Here is a 17,057-nt window from a genome sequence, read left to right as displayed (position 1 = left end):
CTACAGCCCGAGCCCTGCGCTCGCACCCACGACCGGCACGGTGACCGGGATCGCCAGAGTGCCGCCGTGACCGTCCTTGACGAAGACAGTGAAGTTGTCCTGCCTGTCCGCAAGGGGAGCGCCGAGGGCCGCGGCGGCCAGGCGGGCGGCCTCGGTCGGCGTGTACTCGAAGCCACCGTCGGTGTCGACGACGACGCTGCCCTTGGAGGTCGTGGTGCTGCCGGTGAAGGTCAGGGGGTCGTTGTTGGCGTCGGTCGCGGTCGCGCCGCCGATCACCACGCCGGTGACCAGGTTGGCCGCCGCAGTGTATGACCCATTGGTGGGCGGCCGGTTCAACGATGGCCCGATTTCGACGGTCACCGGCACGGCCAGCGCGCCGCCGTTTCCGTCGAGCACGGTGACGGTGAACTCGTCGACTTTGTCCGCCGGGGTCGCATCGTCGGCGTTCGCCCGGTGCCGGGCCGCATCGCTGGGTGTGTACACGAATGTGCCGAGGGCGTTGACGATCACACTGCCCTTGCTCGTCAGACCTGAACCTGTGTAGGTCAGCGGATCTCGCTCGGTGTCGATCGCGGTCACCACGCCTGTCACCTTACCGCTGGCCCACTGCGGTTGACTGGCAACAGAATTCCCATTGGTCGGCGCTTGATTCTGATGTCCCAGCGGTGCGATGTCGACCCGGACAGTCAGGGTTCTGATGCCCCCGTGACCGTCCTTGATGGTGACGCGGAAGCTGTCTGTCCTGTCCCACGGGGGCGCGAATCGCCTACTGGCCGCGGCCCTGGCGTCGTCGGTGGGGGTGTAGGCGAAGGTTCCGTCGCTGTCGATCGTGACCTGGCCCTTGTTTGTGACCGATGCGGTGTCATAACGCAATTCGTCGTCGTCGGCATCGGTCGTGGTGATCCTGCCGGTCACCAGACCGCTGTTCGGGTTGGTGAAAACATCGGTGACCGAGGCGCGCGCCGGAGCGGAGTTGACGGGCTTGACCTTCACGGTGACCGTGACGGTGGTGATGCCGCCGTGGCCGTCGTCGACGGTGACGTCGAATGTGTCCTGCGTGGCGTCCTCGGTGGCATCGTCCGCTGCGGCGGCGTGCCGGGCTGCTGCGGTCGGGGTGTAGGTGAATCGGCCGCGCGTACCTGCCACCACGGTTCCGCCCAGTGCGGTCGCCGACGCGGTGTAGGTCAGCGCATCCTTGTCGGTGTCCTTGCTCGTGACGGTGACAAAAACCTTGTCGCTGAACCACGATGAGCTGGCTCTTGCCGTCGCGGTGGGTGCCGCATTGCCGGGTTTGATCTGCACCGTCACCGTGAGGGGCGTAACGCCGCCGTGGCCGTCGTCGACAGTGACCACGAAGGTGTCCTGCTTGTCGGCCTCGGTGGCATTGCTGTTCGCCGCCGCATGCCGTGCGGCCGCGGTGGGGGTGTAGGTGAAGGTGCCTTTTCCGTTGGTCACCACGGTGCCGCCCTTGGCGGTGGTCGACGCGGTGTAGGTCAGCGCGTCCTTGTCGGCGTCTTTACCGGTGACGGTGACGATGACGTTGGCGCTGAACCACGATGAGAGGGCTCTGGCAGTGGCGGTCGGTGACGTGTTGGCAGGCGCGATCACCACGGTGACCGGCACCGTGACGACACCGCGGTAACCGTCGCTGACCGTCAGCGTGAAGGTGTCCTGTGTGGCGCCGTCCGGAGCGTTGGTCGCCGCGGCCGCGTGGCGTGCTGCGGCGGTGGGGGTGTAGGTGAACGAGAACACTCCGTTGCTCTGGGTGACGGTCACACTGCCCTTGCCCGGTGTACTCACGGTGTGTGTCAGCGGGTCGCCATCAGGATCGACCACCACCACCGATCCGGTGACCACACCGGAAGCGTCGGGGGCGTTGACCACCGGCGCTGCGGCGATCGGGTCGACGTTCGGCGCTATCAGTGAGATCACGTGGATGCGGTCGGAGCTGAAGTCCGTCCAATACAGCTGTGCCCCATCCGAACTCAAAGCGATTGCCGGAGGCCCCCCGATGAGGTAGGGATTCGCGACGATCGTCGTCAATTCGGCTCTGGTGGCGATGTCGTAGACCGACAGTTTCCCGTCGTCGCTCCTGGCGACGAACAACGTCGTACCGTCAGCGCTGACCGCCACGTCGTACGGCACGCCCACAGCGACCGGGATACTGTCGATGACCTGACGGGAGGTCGAGTCGATGATCCGGATGCTGCCCGTCGGGTCCGCCACGAAGACACGCGATCCGTCGGCGTTGAAGGCCAATCCCAGCGATCCGGGTGTGACGCCGGAGATGGTGCCCGCCGACAGTGAATACGGCGAGAAGTACGACACGTCGCCGGTGGCGTTGCTCGTGGTGTAGATCCTGGAGCCGTCGGCGCTGATCGCGATCGACGAGACCCCCGTGCCCACTCCGTAGACCGTGCCGACGATCCAGTTGAGTGCTGTGCTGATCTTCGACACCGTGCCGTCGCCGCTGTTGACGACGTAGACCCTGGTGCCGTCGGGATCGACCGCGATACCGGTGGGAGTGTCGCCGACATTGATGGTCCTGATCACCGAGAACGTGGCCGTGTCGATCACCGACACGGTGCCGGCCTCCGCACTGGTGGCGTAGACACGGTCCCCGTCGGGGGTGATCGCCAGCATGGTCGGCGCGGACTTCAGCGAAATCGTCTGCAGCACGGTGCCGTTGAGGGTGTCGAGGACGCTGATCGAATTGCTGCCGGAGTCGGCGACGTAGGCGCGGGTATCGGTGGCCACCACGTCGGTCGGGTTCTCGCCGACCACGATGTCGCCCGCTCGGGTGATGACCGCGGCCTGTTCTGGTGTCAGCAGCGCGGTCGTGACCGCACCCCCGGTCGGTGTGGTGAGCGTGGCGGGATCGGTCTGGCCGATCTGACGGCGGGCGGCAGCCATCAGGACCCACAGGGCAGGCGAGTCAACCGGCATCTCCGCCGGTCCGCCGGTGGCACCCAGTAGCGGCGCCACAACGGAGGGCAGGGCGACGGCGGCCGACGCTGCGCTGGGCGCTACGAGCGGAGCCTGGCCCGAGGCGGTCCCCGCAGGTTCGGCTGGTGGTGCGCTCACTTCCAGCGGAGCCGGGGCAGCCTTGGCGGGCGCTGGATTCTGCACGGGTGCTTCGGGTTCGGGCGCATCAACGGGCTCATCGTCGTCGTGCTGGGGTGTGGCCTCGGGTGAGAGGGCCGCTGACCGCTTTCTCCGTGGCCCGTCATGGTCGTCGTCCGACTGTGGCGGCTCCTGCGATTCGGCGACCTCGTCGACGGTGTCGGTGTCCTCGTCATCACCGGCAGTGGTGCCGTCCCCGGAGTCGTCGGAATCCGCGTCCGTCGTGTCCGTCGCGTTCTTTGTGTCCGCCGCGGGTGCACGCTTGGAAGTGGCCGCGGCACTCGGCGACGATTCTCCGGCCGACGAATCCGCAGCGCCCCCGGTGTCGTCGGCTAACGCAACCCCGGGCGCGGTTCCCAGGCCGAGTCCCACCCCCAAGGCGACCGCCAACGCACCGATCCGTCCGACATTTCGTGCATACCCCATGGCCAGCCCCCGATAATTATCCTCACGGTCAATTAAGGGGTCATCCTATGCAGGCTGCGAGCCACGGTACTGGTGCTTTGCCGATATTGGATCGCGGCCGGCCTGCAAACCCGGACGCCATCGGCAGCTCTCGAGCCGGGAGCATGCAGCAGCAAAATGCTATTTCAGAATCGGGTGGCTACCGACCCCCGACGCCGCCCGTCGACCGACCACGCGCCCGCCCCTGTTGTTGCCAGCAGCAGGAAGCCGAAGCAAAACAGGATGGCCGTCTCGCCGCCGTTGCCACCGTTGGGGAACGGCCAGAAGCTTGCCGGCTCGCCGCCGAGGATTGCCCAGTGCTGCCAGAAGTAGGCCACCGCCATCTGTCCGGCGGCGAGCAACGCGGCGATCCGGGTGAAGAACCCGACGGTGATCAGCACGCCGGTGACCAACTCGATCACGCCGGCCCACCAGTACGGCCAGGTGCCGACCGGGACGGCCTCGCCGAGCGGCCAGCCGAACAGCTTCATGGTGCCGTGCAGCGCGAACAACAACCCGAGCACGACGCGGAAGATGCTCAACACGGGGGAGGAGACGCCGGCCAGTCGAGCGTCCAGTTTCTGTGTCATGGCTGGGAGCCTACCGCTGCGGACCGCGGTCCGTATGTCCCTGCGGCGAAAGTTCTTCAGTCCGTCACGGCAGGGTTGGATTCGGTGGCGCTGCGTTCGACGACGGCGGTGATCTGGTCCAGAAAAAGGCAGACGGCCCGCTGTTGTGTCGGCGAGAGGCTGTGCCCGACATCGTCGATGGCACGCACGATCGGCGCCCAGGTGTCGAAGAGCAGATCGACCGCGTGTGGCAGGACGCGCACGCTGACACGTCGCCGGTCGTGATCGCTGCGGATGCGCTCGATGAATCCCTCCGCCGCAAGGCGATCCAGCAGCACCGTGACCGAAGCGGATCGCAGGTCCAGGCGGCGGGCCAACTCGCTGGGCCCCAACGGACCGTGGAGGTCGAGTAGTCGCAGGGCCTGCATGTCGGTGGCGTTGAGCCCCATCCGCCGTGCCTGCCGTCGCTGCAACTCGTCGTGGGCGGTGAGGAATCCCCGCATGGACAACATGGGGTCACTGAGTCCGGCCAGCCAGTGCCCGGACGCGTCGCGCGGGTGATCCACCGTGAACTCCCTGTGCAGATGTTTCGAATAACGTGTATTTCGGTAATCTAGTTAGACACTATAAATCAGACTCGAACTCCAGGACGGGATCAACCTTCGTGACTCGCCACGCCGTCATCTCCGGGGCCGGCATCGCCGGCCCCGCAGTGGCCCATCAACTCGCCGCCCGTGGATGGCGGACCACCGTCATCGAGCGCTTCCCTGAGCGACGTGATGAAGGACAGAACATCGATGTGCGCGGAGCGGCGCGGGAGGTCGCCCGCCGAATGGGCATCGAGGACGATCTCCTCGCAGCCAACACCGGGGAAGTGGGAATGCGCTTCCTGCGGGCAGACGGCTCGCCGGCAGCGTCGTTCCCCGTGAGTGCGCCCGGTGAAATCGACGGTCCCACAGCGGAAGTCGAGATCCTACGCGGAGAGCTGTCCCGCATCCTGATCGAGCACACTTGCAACAGCACCGAATATCGCTTCGACACCCAGATCGTCGATCTGACCGATCGGGGCGACGTGACAACGGTCACTGTGAGTGACGGCACGACGATCGACGCCGACCTCGTGGTCATCGCCGAGGGATTGCGTTCCCGGTCGCGCAGGTTCGTCACGTCGGCCGACGTCAACGACCTGGGCATGTACTTCGCCTACGTCACCCTGGCCCGCGACGACACCGACGGCCAGTGGTGGAACTGGCAGCACGCCACCGGTTCGCGCGCCGTGCACCTGCGACCGGACAACCTCGGCACCACCCGCGCGATCCTGACCTTCATCTCCGAGGTGCGCGGTCTCGAGGACCTGGAGTCGACCGACCAGATCGCCATCCTCAAACGAACCTTCGCCGATGTCGGCGGCGCGGCGCCGCGGGTGCTCGCCGAACTCGACGAAGGCGCCCCGATGTACTTCTCTGCGGTCGGCCAGGTGCGCGCCGGCGAATGGAGCAGGGGCCGCGTCACGCTGCTCGGCGACGCCGCGTTCTGCAACGCCACCTTCGGAGGGGGCGGCACCAGCCTGGCTCTCATCGGGGCCTACGTCCTGGCCGGAGAACTGGCCCGCACCGACGATCTGCGCGTCGGCCTCGATCGCTACGAAGCATTCATGCGTCGACAGGCCGACGCCACCCCACCCGTTCGGATGAGTGTGCTGCGGCGGGCGAATCCGCAGTCCCGCAGAGGCATCGGCGCTCTGCACGCGGGGGCGCGGATCGTCGCGAGCCCCGCCGGTCGAGCCGTGATGAATCTGCTCGGCAAGCGACTCGTCCACGTCGCGGCCGACGGCACGCGGCTACCCGACTACCCACCGGCACGCTGAAACGCCGACGAGCCCACCTCTTCGGCGGTGATCGCCGAAGGGATGGGCTCGTCGTGGTGCCGACTAAACGTCGCGTCGGCGGTGCCGACTAGACGTCGCGTCGGCGGTGCCGACTAAACGTCGTAGTACAGGCTGAACTCGTACGGGTGAGGCCGGATCTGGATCGGCATGATCTCGTTCTCCCGCTTGAACGAGATCCACGTCTCGATCAGGTCGTTGGTGAACACGCCTCCCTCGGTGAGGTATTCGTGGTCCTCCTCGAGCTTGTCGATCACCGCCGAGAGCGACGTCGGCGCCTGCGGAATGTTGGCGGCCTCCTCGGGCGGCAACTCGTAGAGATCCTTGTCGACCGGAGCCAACGGTTCGATCTTCTTCTTGATGCCGTCGATGCCGGCCATCAGCATGGCCGCGAACGCCAGGTACGGGTTGCCCGAACTGTCGGGGCAACGGAACTCGAGACGCTTGGCCTTCGGGTTGTTGCCCGTGATCGGGATACGCACACACGCCGAGCGGTTGCGCTGGCTGTACACCAGGTTGATCGGCGCCTCATAGCCCGGCACCAGGCGCTTGTAGGAGTTCACCGTCGGATTGGTGAACGCCAGCAGCGACGGCGCGTGGTGCAGGATGCCGCCGATGTAGTGGCGCGCCATGTCCGACAGACCGGCGTAGCCCGACTCGTCGTGGAACAGCGGCTTGCCGTCCTTCCACAGCGACTGGTGGGCGTGCATGCCCGAACCGTTGTCGCCGAACAGCGGCTTCGGCATGAACGTGACGGTCTTGCCGTTGGCCCACGCGGTGTTCTTGATGATGTATTTGAACAGCAACACGTCATCGGCCGCGTGCAGCAGCGTGTTGAACTTGTAGTTGATCTCGGCCTGGCCGGCGGTGCCGACCTCGTGATGGCCACGCTCGAGCACAAAGCCCGCGTTGATCAGGTTGGTGGCCATCTCGTCGCGCAGGTCGACGTAGTGGTCGTACGGGGCGACGGGGAAGTAGCCGCCCTTGGGGCGCACCTTGTAGCCGCGGTTGGGGCTTCCGTCGGCCTCGAACGGCTCGCCGGAATTCCACCAACCCGACTCCGAATCGACCTCGTAGAAGGTGCCGTTCATCTTCGAGTCGAAGGCCACCGAGTCGAAGATGTAGAACTCGGCCTCGGCGCCGAAGAAGCAGGTGTCCGCGATGCCCGTGCTGGCCAGGTAGTTCTCGGCCTTGCGGGCGACGTTGCGCGGGTCACGCGAGTACGCCTCGCGGGTGAACGGATCGTGGACGAAGAAATTGAGGTTGAGCGTCTTCGCGGCACGGAACGGATCGATCTGTGCGGTCTCGGGATCGGGCAGCAACATCATGTCCGACTCGTGAATGGACTGGAACCCACGCACCGACGAACCGTCGAATGCGAGGCCGTCCTCGAACACGCTCTCGTCGAACGCCGAAGCCGGGATCGAGAAGTGCTGGACGACGCCAGGCAGGTCGCAGAACCGGATGTCGACGTACTCGACCTTCTCGTCCTTGATCTGCTTGATGATGTCGTCGGCAGTCTTTTCAGCCACTGATTGGTCTCCTTATTTGTGGTAGGCCCGCGTCGACGCTATGGAGTCGATGTTGCACTGCTGTCAACCATATGTTGCGCCGACGTTACGCATGGCCTTCTCCGTACCTCTGCCTGCGCACTTCTGGCAGACACTTATCCTGGCTGGATGGCCCGCGCAACTGGTTCCGGTTTGGGTTCGTGGCTGTCGGGTCCCAGCACCCCCGAGCCTGGGGCGTACCCGGGTGAGCGCCTCGGGCTGCCGCAGACGGGGTCCGACTCCATCGCCCGGTTCGGCCGCCGCATCGGCGCGCTGTGTGTCGACTGGCTGGTCTGCTACGGGCTGGCCGCGCTGGCGATGACAGCCGGCCTGGTGAGCCTGTCGATGCTTTCTACTGCCGTGCTGGTCGTCTGGTTGGTGCTGAGCGTCATCTCGGTGCGACTGTTCGGCTTCACCCCGGGTCAGCTGGCGCTGGGCTTGAAGGTGGTGTCGGTCGACAACCGCGCGCATGTGGGCTCCGGACGGGCGCTGGGCCGGGGGCTATTGCTCACGCTCGTCATCCCGGCCCTGTTCACCGACTCCGATCTGCGTGGCCTGCACGACCTGGCGACCAAGACCGCCGTCGTCAGGCGCTGACGGTCGTCACTTGCGCCGGACGGTGCGCTGGACGCCGCGCATCTTGGCCTGCGCAGGCAGTGGCCCCTTCGGCATCGCCGCCGGGCCGATCTTGCTCCCGAGCGCCACGAGCTTGGACTCGAGCGAATCCATCTGCTTGACGGTGATGTTGGACGGCAGCTTCGTCAGGTGCCGTTCGAGCTTGGACAGCGGCACCTCACCCTCGCCGTTGCCGATCACGATGTCGTAGATCGGGACGTCGCCGACGAGTCGGGCGGTGCGCTTCTTCTCCTGGGCGAGCAAGGGCTTGACGCGGGAGGCGGAACCCTCACCGACGAAGATCACGCCCGGCCGGCCGATCACGCGGTGCACGGCGTCGAAGTGACCGGTGGCCGCGACTCCAGGGGTGACCCGCCACTTGCCGCGCAGGTTCTCCAGCGCCCACGCCGCGGCCCCGGTCTGTCCCTCGGCCTTGCGGTACACCGCCTTCTGGGCGCGGCGGCCGAAGATGATGAACGCCACCAGGCCCCCGAGGAGCACGCCGAGCGGGATCATCATGAACATCGTGAACCCACCGGCGAAGAGCCCGACAGCCACTGACGCGCCGACGATCAGCACAAATGCACCGATCATGTACGGCAGTAGCCGCTTGTCCTCTTTGCGCTGAATCTGGAACGCCTGCCACAGCTGGCTGCGGCGCTGCTTGGAGGCCGCCTTGCGGGTGGCCTTCGCTTCGGCCTTGGCCGCCTTCACCTCAGCGGGGTTACGCGTTTTCGCCATTCGTTCAGGATACGGCGGGCCGGGACGCCGCTGTCTGCGCATACAACTTGCCGGCCCGATACGAGGATCGGACCAGTGGGCCGGCCAGCACGCCGGCGAAGCCGATGCCCGCCGCGAACTGCTCGTGCTCGACGAACTCGTCCGGGTGCACCCACCGCTCGACCGGATGGTGACGGGCCGACGGCCGCAGGTACTGCGTGATGGTGACGATGTCGCAACCCGCATCGTGCAGGTCACGCAGCGCGTCGCGAACCTCCTCGGGTGTCTCGCCCATGCCGAGGATGAGGTTGCTCTTGGTCACCAACCCGTCATCGCGGGCCATCGTGATCACCGAGAGGCTGCGGTCGTAGCGGAAGCCCGGTCGGATCCGCTTGAAGATCCGCGGGACCGTCTCGACGTTGTGTGCCAACACTTCCGGGCGTGATTCGAAGACCTGCGCGAGCAGTGCGGGGTCGGCGTTGAAGTCCGGGATCAGTAGTTCCACGCCGGTGTTGGGGTTCAGCGCCTTGATCTGCCGGACCGTCTCGGCGTACAGCCAGGCGCCGCCGTCGGGCAGGTCGTCACGGGCGACGCCGGTCACGGTGGAGTAGCGCAGCCCCATGGCCTGCACGCTCTCGGCGACCCGGCGGGGCTCGTCGCGGTCGAGGTCAGCGGGTTTGCCGGTGTCGATCTGGCAGAAGTCGCAGCGTCGGGTGCACTGCTCGCCGCCGATGAGGAAGGTGGCCTCGCGGTCTTCCCAGCACTCGAAGATGTTGGGGCAGCCGGCTTCCTCGCAGACCGTGTGCAAACCCTCGCGCTTCACCAGGTTCTTGAGCTCTTTGTACTCCGGACCCATCTTGGCCCTGGTCTTGATCCACGGGGGTTTGCGCTCGATCGGCGTCTGCGCATTACGCACTTCGAGACGCAGTAGCTTCCGGCCGTCAGGAGCGATAGTCACTGTGCCGATTCTACGCGCGCACCCGGGCCGGCACCGACCGCGATGCGGCCGTCGAGCGCGTCCAGCACCGCATCGGCCACCCGGTCCATGACGTCCGCGACGCCGACCGGGTGGCTGAGTTCGGCGGTCAGCGATGTCACGCCCGCGTCGGCGATGCCGCACGGCACGATCGATCCGAACGCGCCGAGGTCGCAGTCACAGTTCAGCGCGAAGCCGTGCAGCGTGGTCGCCCGTGCCACCCGGATGCCGATGGCCCCGACCTTTCGCGCCGGACGCACGTCGTCGCCCGCCACCCACACCCCGGACCTTCCCTCGACGCGACTCGTCGGCAGACCCAGATCGGCACACACGGTGATCAACGACTCTTCAAGCCGCCGAACGAAATTCACGACATCGAGCGGCTCGGCCAGTCCGATGATCGGGTATCCGACCAATTGCCCGGGGCCGTGCCAGGTGATCTTGCCGCCCCGGTCGGTATCGACGACGGGGGTGCCGTCGGCGGGGCGCTCCTCGGCCAGGGTGCGCCGACCGGCGGTGTACACCGGGGGATGCTGAAGCAGCAGCAGGGTGTCCGGACCGCCCGCGACGCGAGCGTCTGCCAGTTCGCGTTGCAGGTCCCACGCCGTCTGGTAGTCGACGGTGCCGAGCCGCCTGACCTCAACGGGTCCGTTGCCGGACCGGATCGATGCCGCCATGGATGTCGACGGTACTCCTCAGTCGCCTTTGGGGGCGGTGGCGAACGCCAGGGCTTCGCCGATGGTGTTGTGGTGGAACTGGAAGCCGGCGCGCTCCAGTTCCGCAGGAATGGCCCGCTGACCGCCGAGCAGGCCTTCGTCGGCGAACTCGCCGAACACCGTTCGCAGCGCGAATCCGGGAACCGCCAGCAGCGTGGGACGGTTGGCGGTGCGCCCGAGTGCGGTGGTGAATTCGGCGTTGGTGACCGGCGCAGGTCCGGTGAAGTTGACCGGGCCGGCCAGTTCGTCGTGGCTGATGGCGAACAGCAGGGCGCGCACCTGGTCCTCGAGGCTGATCCAGGGCAGGTACTGACGCCCGTTCCCGAGTCGCGCGCCCAGACCCAGCGAGAACAGCGGTTTGAGTCGGCCCAGCATGCCTCCCGACGGAGCCATCACCAGGCCGGTGCGGGCCAGCACCACCCGCACCCCGGCGCGCGCCGCCGAAGCGGTCGCGGCCTCCCAGTCGACAGTGAGCCTGGCGAGGAAGTTGCGTCCGGGAGGCGCCGTCTCGTCGACCGGATGGCTGCCGGCGTCGCCGTAGTAACCCACCGCGCTCGCATTGACCAGCACGGGTACTCCGGCGTCGACGACGGCGCTCGAGAGCACCTCGGTGGGGCCGATGCGACTGTCTCGCAGACTCTGCTTGAACGCCCCGGACCATCGCTTCTGGCCGACGTTCACCCCGCACATGTTGACGACGGCACCCACCCCGCGCAGCGCCCCCGGATCGAACTCGCCGCTGGCGGGATCCCAGTACACCTCGTCGGCGTTCGACGGTGCCCGTCGCACGATGCGCAGTACCCGGCGGTCGGTGGCGCGGAGCGCGTAGACCAACGCCGTACCGATCAGACCCGAGGATCCCGCGATGGCGACGATCGAATCCGATGGCATCGACACAGCGCGCTACAGACCCAGATCTGCCTCGAACGCACCCTCTTCGAGACGCCGTTTGATCGTGGTGACGAAGCGACCGGCATCGGCGCCGTCGATGAGGCGGTGGTCGTAGGTCAGCGGCAGGTAGCACACCGACCGCACACCGATCGACTCGTTGCCGAACTCGTCGACGATCACCCGCGGCCGCTTGACGATCGCCCCGGTGCCCAGCATCGCCGCTTGCGGCGGAACCAGGATCGGTGTGTCGAACAGCGCACCCTGGCTGCCGATGTTGGTGATGGTGAAGGTGCCGCCGGACAGTTCGTCGGGTTTGAGATCACCCGAGCGAGCCCGTGCCGCGATGTCGGCGATGGCCCGCGCCAGCCCGCCCAGGGAAAGGTCACCGGCGTTCTTGATCACCGGCGAGAGCAGACCCTGCTCGGTGTCGACCGCGAAGCCGAGATGCTCGGCGTCGTAGTAGGTGAGCTCCTTGGCGTCCTCGTCGTAGCTCGCATTGACGTTCGGGTGGATCTTCAACGCGTCGATCACCGCTCGGGCGATGAACGGCAGGTACGTCAGATTGACACCCTCGCGCTCGGCGAACTTCGCTTTCGCCTTCGACCGCAGCGACACGATCTTCGTCATGTCGACCTCGTGGGTCTGCGTCAACTGCGCTGTCGTCTGCAGCGATTCGCGCGTCTTCTTCGCGGTGATCTGACGGATCCGGTTGGCCTTCTGCTTGGTTCCGCGCAGATGGGCCAGCGCCGCCTCCGGAGGAGGTGCGGCCGAGGAAGCCTTGGCGGGAGCTTCGGTGGCAGGCTCCGCTTTGGGCGTGTCCTTTGCGGCTTTCTTCTCGTCGGCTGCCGCAAGAACGTCCTGCTTGCGAATCCGGCCCCCCACGCCGGTGCCCTTGACGGAGGTGAGTTCGACACCGTGCTCGTTGGCCAGCTTGCGGACCAACGGGGTGACGTACGGACCGCTGTCGCCGCTGGACGAGCTTTCGGCCGCAGCAGGCGCGGGCTCGGACTTGGGTTCCGGCTTGGGCTCGGGCTTGGGTTCCGGCTTGGGCTCGGATTTCGGTTCCGGCTTGGCTTCCGGCTCCGGCTCCGGTTCGGGCTCTGGTTCGGGTTCCGGCTCCTCAGCGCTCGAAGCATCGGCGTCGCCGATCTTGCCCAGCTCGCCGCCCACCTCGACGGTGTCATCCTCTTCGGCGGTGATGGAGACCAAGGTGCCGGCCACCGGAGACGGGATCTCGGTATCGACCTTGTCGGTGGAGACCTCGACAAGCGGCTCGTCGACCTCGACGCTGTCTCCGACCTTCTTCAGCCAGCGGGTCACCGTTCCCTCGGTGACCGACTCGCCCAGTTCAGGCATGTTCACCGGGGTGGCCGAACCTGACGAGCTGGATTTCTTCGCGGCGGGCTTGGACTCCGGCTCGGGCTCCGACTCGGGTTCTGCCTCAGCCTCGGCTTCAGGCTCCTCGGGTTCGGCTTCAGGCTCCTCGGCGGGGGCAGCGTCATCACCGTCACCGCTGTCGCCGTCGTCGTCGGCATCACCGATCACCGCCAGCTCGCCACCGACCTCGACGGTGTCGTCCTCCTGGGCCACGATCTTCTTCAACACACCGGCGGCCGGTGACGGGATCTCTGTGTCGACCTTGTCGGTCGACACTTCCAGCAGCGGCTCGTCCTCCGCGACCGTGTCTCCCTCTTGCTTGAGCCAGCGGGTCACTGTCCCCTCGGTAACGCTCTCACCGAGTGCGGGCATCTGGACGGAGATGGCCATTGTGTCGTGGCTCCCTTGCACGGTCTGAGGTGATCGAAGTGTCGGTTCCCATCCTGTCACGTCCGCTCTCACGTTTCGTCGCGGACGGGGGTACTGGCTGCTCTGGCACTATCGAAAAGAATGCAATGAAAGCACTGAGCGCGGGTAAGCCGGAAGGAGCCAACCCAGGTGGGACTGTTCGACAAGCTTCGACGCCGACGCGGCGGGAGCGGCGCCGCATCCGGCGGTCCGGCTTCCGATCTCCGCTATCTGCAGCAGTGGGTCGCGGAGCACAACGGCGTCGAGGCGTTCATCGAACCGAAGACGACGGTCACCGAGGTCACCGTCGTGCTGGTTGCTGCCGACGGTGAATGGACTCGGCGCAAGGCCGGGGGCGACCGCGGAGCGCGTCGGCTGAGCGACCGCTTGAAGATCCCGGTGTACGACGTCCAGAAGGTCGGTTACCCGCAGCGCATGCGCGACTACGACGCCCGTGCGCGGATTCAGCGAAAGCGTGCCCTGCGCGAGGAGCTCGACGACCGCTAGTAGTGTCCGCTCGCGGAGGTGTCATGACCCAGCGGTGTGTCGAGAGCAGCGACGGCGTCCAGATCGCCGTGTACGAAGAGGGCAACCCTGACGGACCCACGCTGGTGATGGTCCACGGTCACCCCGACTCCCATGTGCTCTGGGATGCGGTGGTGCCGCTACTGGCGGACAAGTTCCGGATCGTGCGCTACGACAACCGTGGAGCGGGTGGTTCCACTGCGCCCAAACGTACTTCGGCATATCGCATGGCGCGCTTCGCCGACGACTTCGCCGCTGTCGTCGACGCCGTGTCCGACGAGCACGCCGTGCACGTGCTCGCCCACGACTGGGGATCAACAGGAGTCTGGGAGTTCCTCGCCCGCCCCGAGGCCGCCGAGCGCGTCGCCTCGTTCACCTCGGTTTCGGGACCGAGCCACGATCACGTCAATCGCTACATCGTCGACACGTTGAGCCGGCCGTACCGTCCCCGGCGATTCCTGAAGGGGCTCAGCCAAGCCGGGCGGTTGGTGTTGATGGTGCCCCGTTCGGTTCCGGTGAAGATGTACCGCGCCAACTTCGTCACCACGCTCAACAGAGCCCGGCCCGACCACCGGGTGGACGTGCCGGTACAGCTCATCGTCGGTGAGAACGATCCCTACCTGCGACCGCACTTCTACGACGCCATCACGGCGTGGGCGCCACGGTTGTGGCGCCGCGACATCGTTGCCGGACACCGTGCGCCCGATACGCACCCGCAGGTACTGGCGCGTTCGGTCAGCCAACTCGTCGAGCACCTCGAAGGCGCTCCGGCCAGTCGGGAACTGTTGCGCGCCAAGGTGGGTCGCCAACGTAAAGCCTTCGGCGACACTCTGGTGTCGGTGACCGGCGCCGGTAGTGGCATCGGTCGCGAAACGGCGGTGGCATTCGCCCGGGAGGGGGCCGACGTGGTGATCAGCGACGTCGACCGGGCCGGGCTCGACGAGACCGCACGTCTGGTCGCCGCCACCGGTGCGGCGGCGCACAGCTACACCCTCGACGTCTCCGATCCGGTCGCCGTCGAATCGTTCGCCGAACGGGTGTGTGCCGAGCACGGAGTTCCCGACGTGGTGGTGAACAACGCGGGCGTCGGCCATGCGGGCTTCTTCCTCGACACCCCGGCCGAAGAATTCGATCGGGTTCTCGACATCAACTTCGGCGGTGTCGTCAACGGCTGCCGGTCGTTCGCCAAACGTCTCGTCGAACGGGGGACCGGAGGACACATCGTCAATGTCGCGTCGATGGCCTCCTATGTGCCGGTGAACGTCATGAACGCCTATTGCACGTCCAAGGCGGCGGTCTACATGTTCTCGGATTGCCTACGTGCGGAACTGGATACGGCCGGCATCGGGCTGACGACGATCTGTCCCGGCGTCGTCGGCACCAACATCGTGGAGACCACCCGCTTCTCGCTGCCCGACGCCCGCAGCAACGACGCCGAAACGGTTCGCCGACGGGCGCGCAAGGGGTTCGGGGCACGACGCTACGGACCTGAGAAGGTCGCCAAGGCGATCGTCGCCGCGGTGACGGCGAACAAGGCAATCCGGCCGGTGACCCCCGAGGCGTACTTCGTCTACGGCGCCGCTCACGCGCTGCCGCCTGCGATGCGGAGCGCCGCACGCGGCGGAAGCGTGATGTGAGGCCGCTCGGCTGCTAGCCGTTCTCGGCTCTGCCCATCAGCCGTTCTCGGCTGTGCCCATCAGCCGTTCTCGGCGATGTCCTCCAGGACCGCGAACATCGTCCGCGTCGGCACCCCGGTGCCGCCCTTGGGTGTGTAACCCCAGGGCCCGCCGGAGTTGTACGCAGGGGCCGCGACGTCGATGTGGGCCCACTGCACACCGTCGGCGACGAACTCACGCAGGTAGGTTCCCGCGACCAGCATGCCCGCGTACCGAGAGCCGCTGACGTTGGCCAGGTCGGCAACCGTCGACTTGAGGTCGTCCTTGAGTTCCTCGGGCAGCGGCATCGCCCAGCCGTTCTCGCCGACACCCTGGCTGATCTCGGCGACCCGGTCGCGGAACTCCTCGCTGCCCATGACGCCCGGGGTGCGGGCTCCCAGTGCCACCGTCTGCGCGCCGGTCAGCGTCGAGGTCTCGATCAGGTAGTCGGGCTCGTCCTCGCACGCCCGCACGATGGCATCGGCCAGGACCAACCGGCCCTCGGCGTCGGTGTTCAGCACCTCCACGGTGATGCCGCCGTACTGGGTCAGTACATCGCCGGGGCGCTGCGCGGTGGCCGACGGCATGTTCTCGGCCATCGGAACGGTCGCGATGACATCGATCGGCAACTGCTGCCTGGCAGCCAGCGCCACCGTCGCGATGACGGCTGCGGCGCCACCCATGTCGGAGGTCATGTGATGCATGTTGGCGGCAGGCTTGATCGAGATACCGCCGGTGTCGAACGTGATCCCCTTACCGACCAGCGCCACCTTCTTCGATTTCTTGTTCCTGGCGCCCTTGTGCGTCAGCCGTACCAGTCGCGGCGGGCGCGACGACCCCTTGCCGACACCGACGACGCCGCCGTAGCCGTCCTTGGCGAGGGTCTTGTCGTCGAGCACCTCCACCTCGAGGCCCGTCGCATCACCCAAAGCCTTTGCGCGTTTGGCGAATTCCGCGGGATACAGGTGGCTCGGCGGAGTGTTCACAAAATCCCGGGCGGTCGCGACCGCGGTGGCGATCGCCTCCGCGCGGGCTGCCGCCTCCTTCGTTGCCGACTTCGTGTCGGCGGTGAGCGCGGTGATCTTGCGCAGTCCCGCGTCCTTGGGGGCGGTCTTCTCGCTGCGGAAGTCGGTGAACCGGTAGGCGCCCAGGATCAAGCCTTCGATCGCCGCCTGCAGGTCGAGGTCCGACAGGGTGGTGAAGACGGTCTCGACGCCGGTCAGCGACCGCGCGGCCGCGCCGGCGGCCCGGCGGATCGTCTCGGCCGGCCACTCGTCGCGTTCCTTGCCCAAACCGACCGCCAGCACGCTTCGCACCGGCAGCGACGGTGCCACCACCCGGGTCAACTGTTCCGAACCGCCCTTGGCGCCCAACGCGTTGAGGGCGGCCTCGATCTCGCCGACCGCCTCGGCATCGAGGTAGGGGTTGGCGACGACCTTGGCCGCCGCGTCAGTGCCATTTTGGTCGCCGCTGGCGACGACGGGCACGATGAGCACCGAAGAGGCGACGTTGCGCTTCGGCAACGCGCTCGCGACGGTGACGGCGGGGGACTGGTAACCGGCAGGAGTGCTCACGGTGGTTCACCCTATCCACTGGGTCACGG

14 protein-coding genes are annotated in these 17,057 nt (G+C 66.9%); 4 read left to right on the top strand and 10 right to left on the bottom strand.

Annotation, left to right across the window (positions count from 1 at the left end):
• The 3 genes from ABDC78_RS16815 to ABDC78_RS16805 all read right to left on the bottom strand — a co-directional run bounded on the left by ABDC78_RS16815 (position 1) and on the right by ABDC78_RS16805 (position 4,702).
• The gene (locus tag ABDC78_RS16815; RefSeq protein ID WP_178360004.1) at positions 1-3,549 is read right to left on the bottom strand and encodes an Ig-like domain-containing protein; all 3,549 of its coding nucleotides are present in this window, start codon (positions 3,547-3,549) and stop codon (positions 1-3) included.
• Positions 3,550-3,713: 164 nt separating this feature from the next.
• Positions 3,714-4,157 carry a DoxX family protein gene (locus ABDC78_RS16810; RefSeq protein ID WP_178360005.1) on the bottom strand — a complete coding sequence of 148 codons (444 nt, stop codon included), beginning with the start codon at positions 4,155-4,157 and terminating at the stop codon, positions 3,714-3,716.
• A 56-nt stretch (positions 4,158-4,213) separates the two neighbouring features.
• Positions 4,214-4,702, bottom strand: a complete 489-nt coding sequence (locus ABDC78_RS16805; RefSeq protein WP_178360006.1) for a MarR family transcriptional regulator — start codon at positions 4,700-4,702, stop codon at positions 4,214-4,216.
• A 98-nt stretch (positions 4,703-4,800) separates the two neighbouring features.
• Between ABDC78_RS16805 and ABDC78_RS16800 the strand changes: the two genes are divergently transcribed.
• Positions 4,801-6,003: an FAD-dependent monooxygenase gene (locus ABDC78_RS16800; protein ID WP_178360007.1), complete on the top strand. Its 1,203-nt coding sequence runs from the start codon at positions 4,801-4,803 to the stop codon at positions 6,001-6,003.
• A gap of 113 nt (positions 6,004-6,116) precedes the next feature.
• On the opposite strand, the gene glnA is transcribed toward ABDC78_RS16800, so the two are convergent.
• Positions 6,117-7,553: a type I glutamate--ammonia ligase gene (glnA, locus tag ABDC78_RS16795; protein ID WP_178360008.1), complete on the bottom strand. Its 1,437-nt coding sequence runs from the start codon at positions 7,551-7,553 to the stop codon at positions 6,117-6,119.
• 147 nt (positions 7,554-7,700) lie between these two features.
• Here glnA and ABDC78_RS16790 point away from each other — a divergent pair, with 147 nt between their 5' ends.
• Positions 7,701-8,168: an RDD family protein gene (locus ABDC78_RS16790; RefSeq protein ID WP_178360009.1), complete on the top strand. Its 468-nt coding sequence runs from the start codon at positions 7,701-7,703 to the stop codon at positions 8,166-8,168.
• Positions 8,169-8,174: 6 nt separating this feature from the next.
• Here the strand turns inward: ABDC78_RS16790 and ABDC78_RS16785 are convergent, their stop codons facing one another.
• Genes ABDC78_RS16785 through sucB form a run of 5 tightly spaced genes read right to left on the bottom strand, consistent with a single transcriptional unit; the run spans position 8,175 to position 13,256 of the window.
• Positions 8,175-8,927 carry a DUF4191 domain-containing protein gene (locus ABDC78_RS16785; protein WP_178360010.1) on the bottom strand — a complete coding sequence of 251 codons (753 nt, stop codon included), beginning with the start codon at positions 8,925-8,927 and terminating at the stop codon, positions 8,175-8,177.
• A gap of 4 nt (positions 8,928-8,931) precedes the next feature.
• Positions 8,932-9,864 carry a lipoyl synthase gene (lipA, locus tag ABDC78_RS16780; protein WP_178360011.1) on the bottom strand — a complete coding sequence of 311 codons (933 nt, stop codon included), beginning with the start codon at positions 9,862-9,864 and terminating at the stop codon, positions 8,932-8,934.
• Positions 9,861-10,559 carry a lipoyl(octanoyl) transferase LipB gene (gene lipB / locus ABDC78_RS16775; protein WP_178360012.1) on the bottom strand — a complete coding sequence of 233 codons (699 nt, stop codon included), beginning with the start codon at positions 10,557-10,559 and terminating at the stop codon, positions 9,861-9,863. The genes lipA and lipB overlap by 4 nt, the downstream gene beginning before the upstream one ends.
• Before the next feature lie 18 nt (positions 10,560-10,577).
• Positions 10,578-11,489 carry a TIGR01777 family oxidoreductase gene (locus tag ABDC78_RS16770; protein WP_178360013.1) on the bottom strand — a complete coding sequence of 304 codons (912 nt, stop codon included), beginning with the start codon at positions 11,487-11,489 and terminating at the stop codon, positions 10,578-10,580.
• A 12-nt stretch (positions 11,490-11,501) separates the two neighbouring features.
• Entirely contained in the window at positions 11,502-13,256 is a 1,755-nt protein-coding gene (gene sucB / locus ABDC78_RS16765; RefSeq protein ID WP_178360014.1) for a 2-oxoglutarate dehydrogenase, E2 component, dihydrolipoamide succinyltransferase, read from the bottom strand.
• A gap of 168 nt (positions 13,257-13,424) precedes the next feature.
• Between sucB and ABDC78_RS16760 the strand changes: the two genes are divergently transcribed.
• Positions 13,425-13,781 (top strand): oxidoreductase, encoded by a 357-nt coding sequence (locus ABDC78_RS16760; protein ID WP_178360015.1) that lies wholly within the window; start codon positions 13,425-13,427, stop codon positions 13,779-13,781.
• A gap of 23 nt (positions 13,782-13,804) precedes the next feature.
• Positions 13,805-15,436, top strand: a complete 1,632-nt coding sequence (locus ABDC78_RS16755) for an SDR family oxidoreductase (RefSeq protein ID WP_178360016.1) — start codon at positions 13,805-13,807, stop codon at positions 15,434-15,436.
• Positions 15,437-15,495: 59 nt separating this feature from the next.
• Here ABDC78_RS16755 and ABDC78_RS16750 read toward each other — a convergent pair whose 3' ends face one another.
• Positions 15,496-17,028 carry a leucyl aminopeptidase gene (locus tag ABDC78_RS16750; protein ID WP_178360017.1) on the bottom strand — a complete coding sequence of 511 codons (1,533 nt, stop codon included), beginning with the start codon at positions 17,026-17,028 and terminating at the stop codon, positions 15,496-15,498.
• Positions 17,029-17,057: the final 29 nt, after the last annotated feature.

The organism is Mycobacterium sp. DL (genome assembly GCF_039729195.1).
Taxonomy (GTDB): domain Bacteria; phylum Actinomycetota; class Actinomycetes; order Mycobacteriales; family Mycobacteriaceae; genus Mycobacterium; species Mycobacterium hippocampi_A.
The sequence above is the reverse complement of the archived record's forward strand: the minus strand, read 5'-3'. Positions and strand labels throughout refer to the sequence as shown.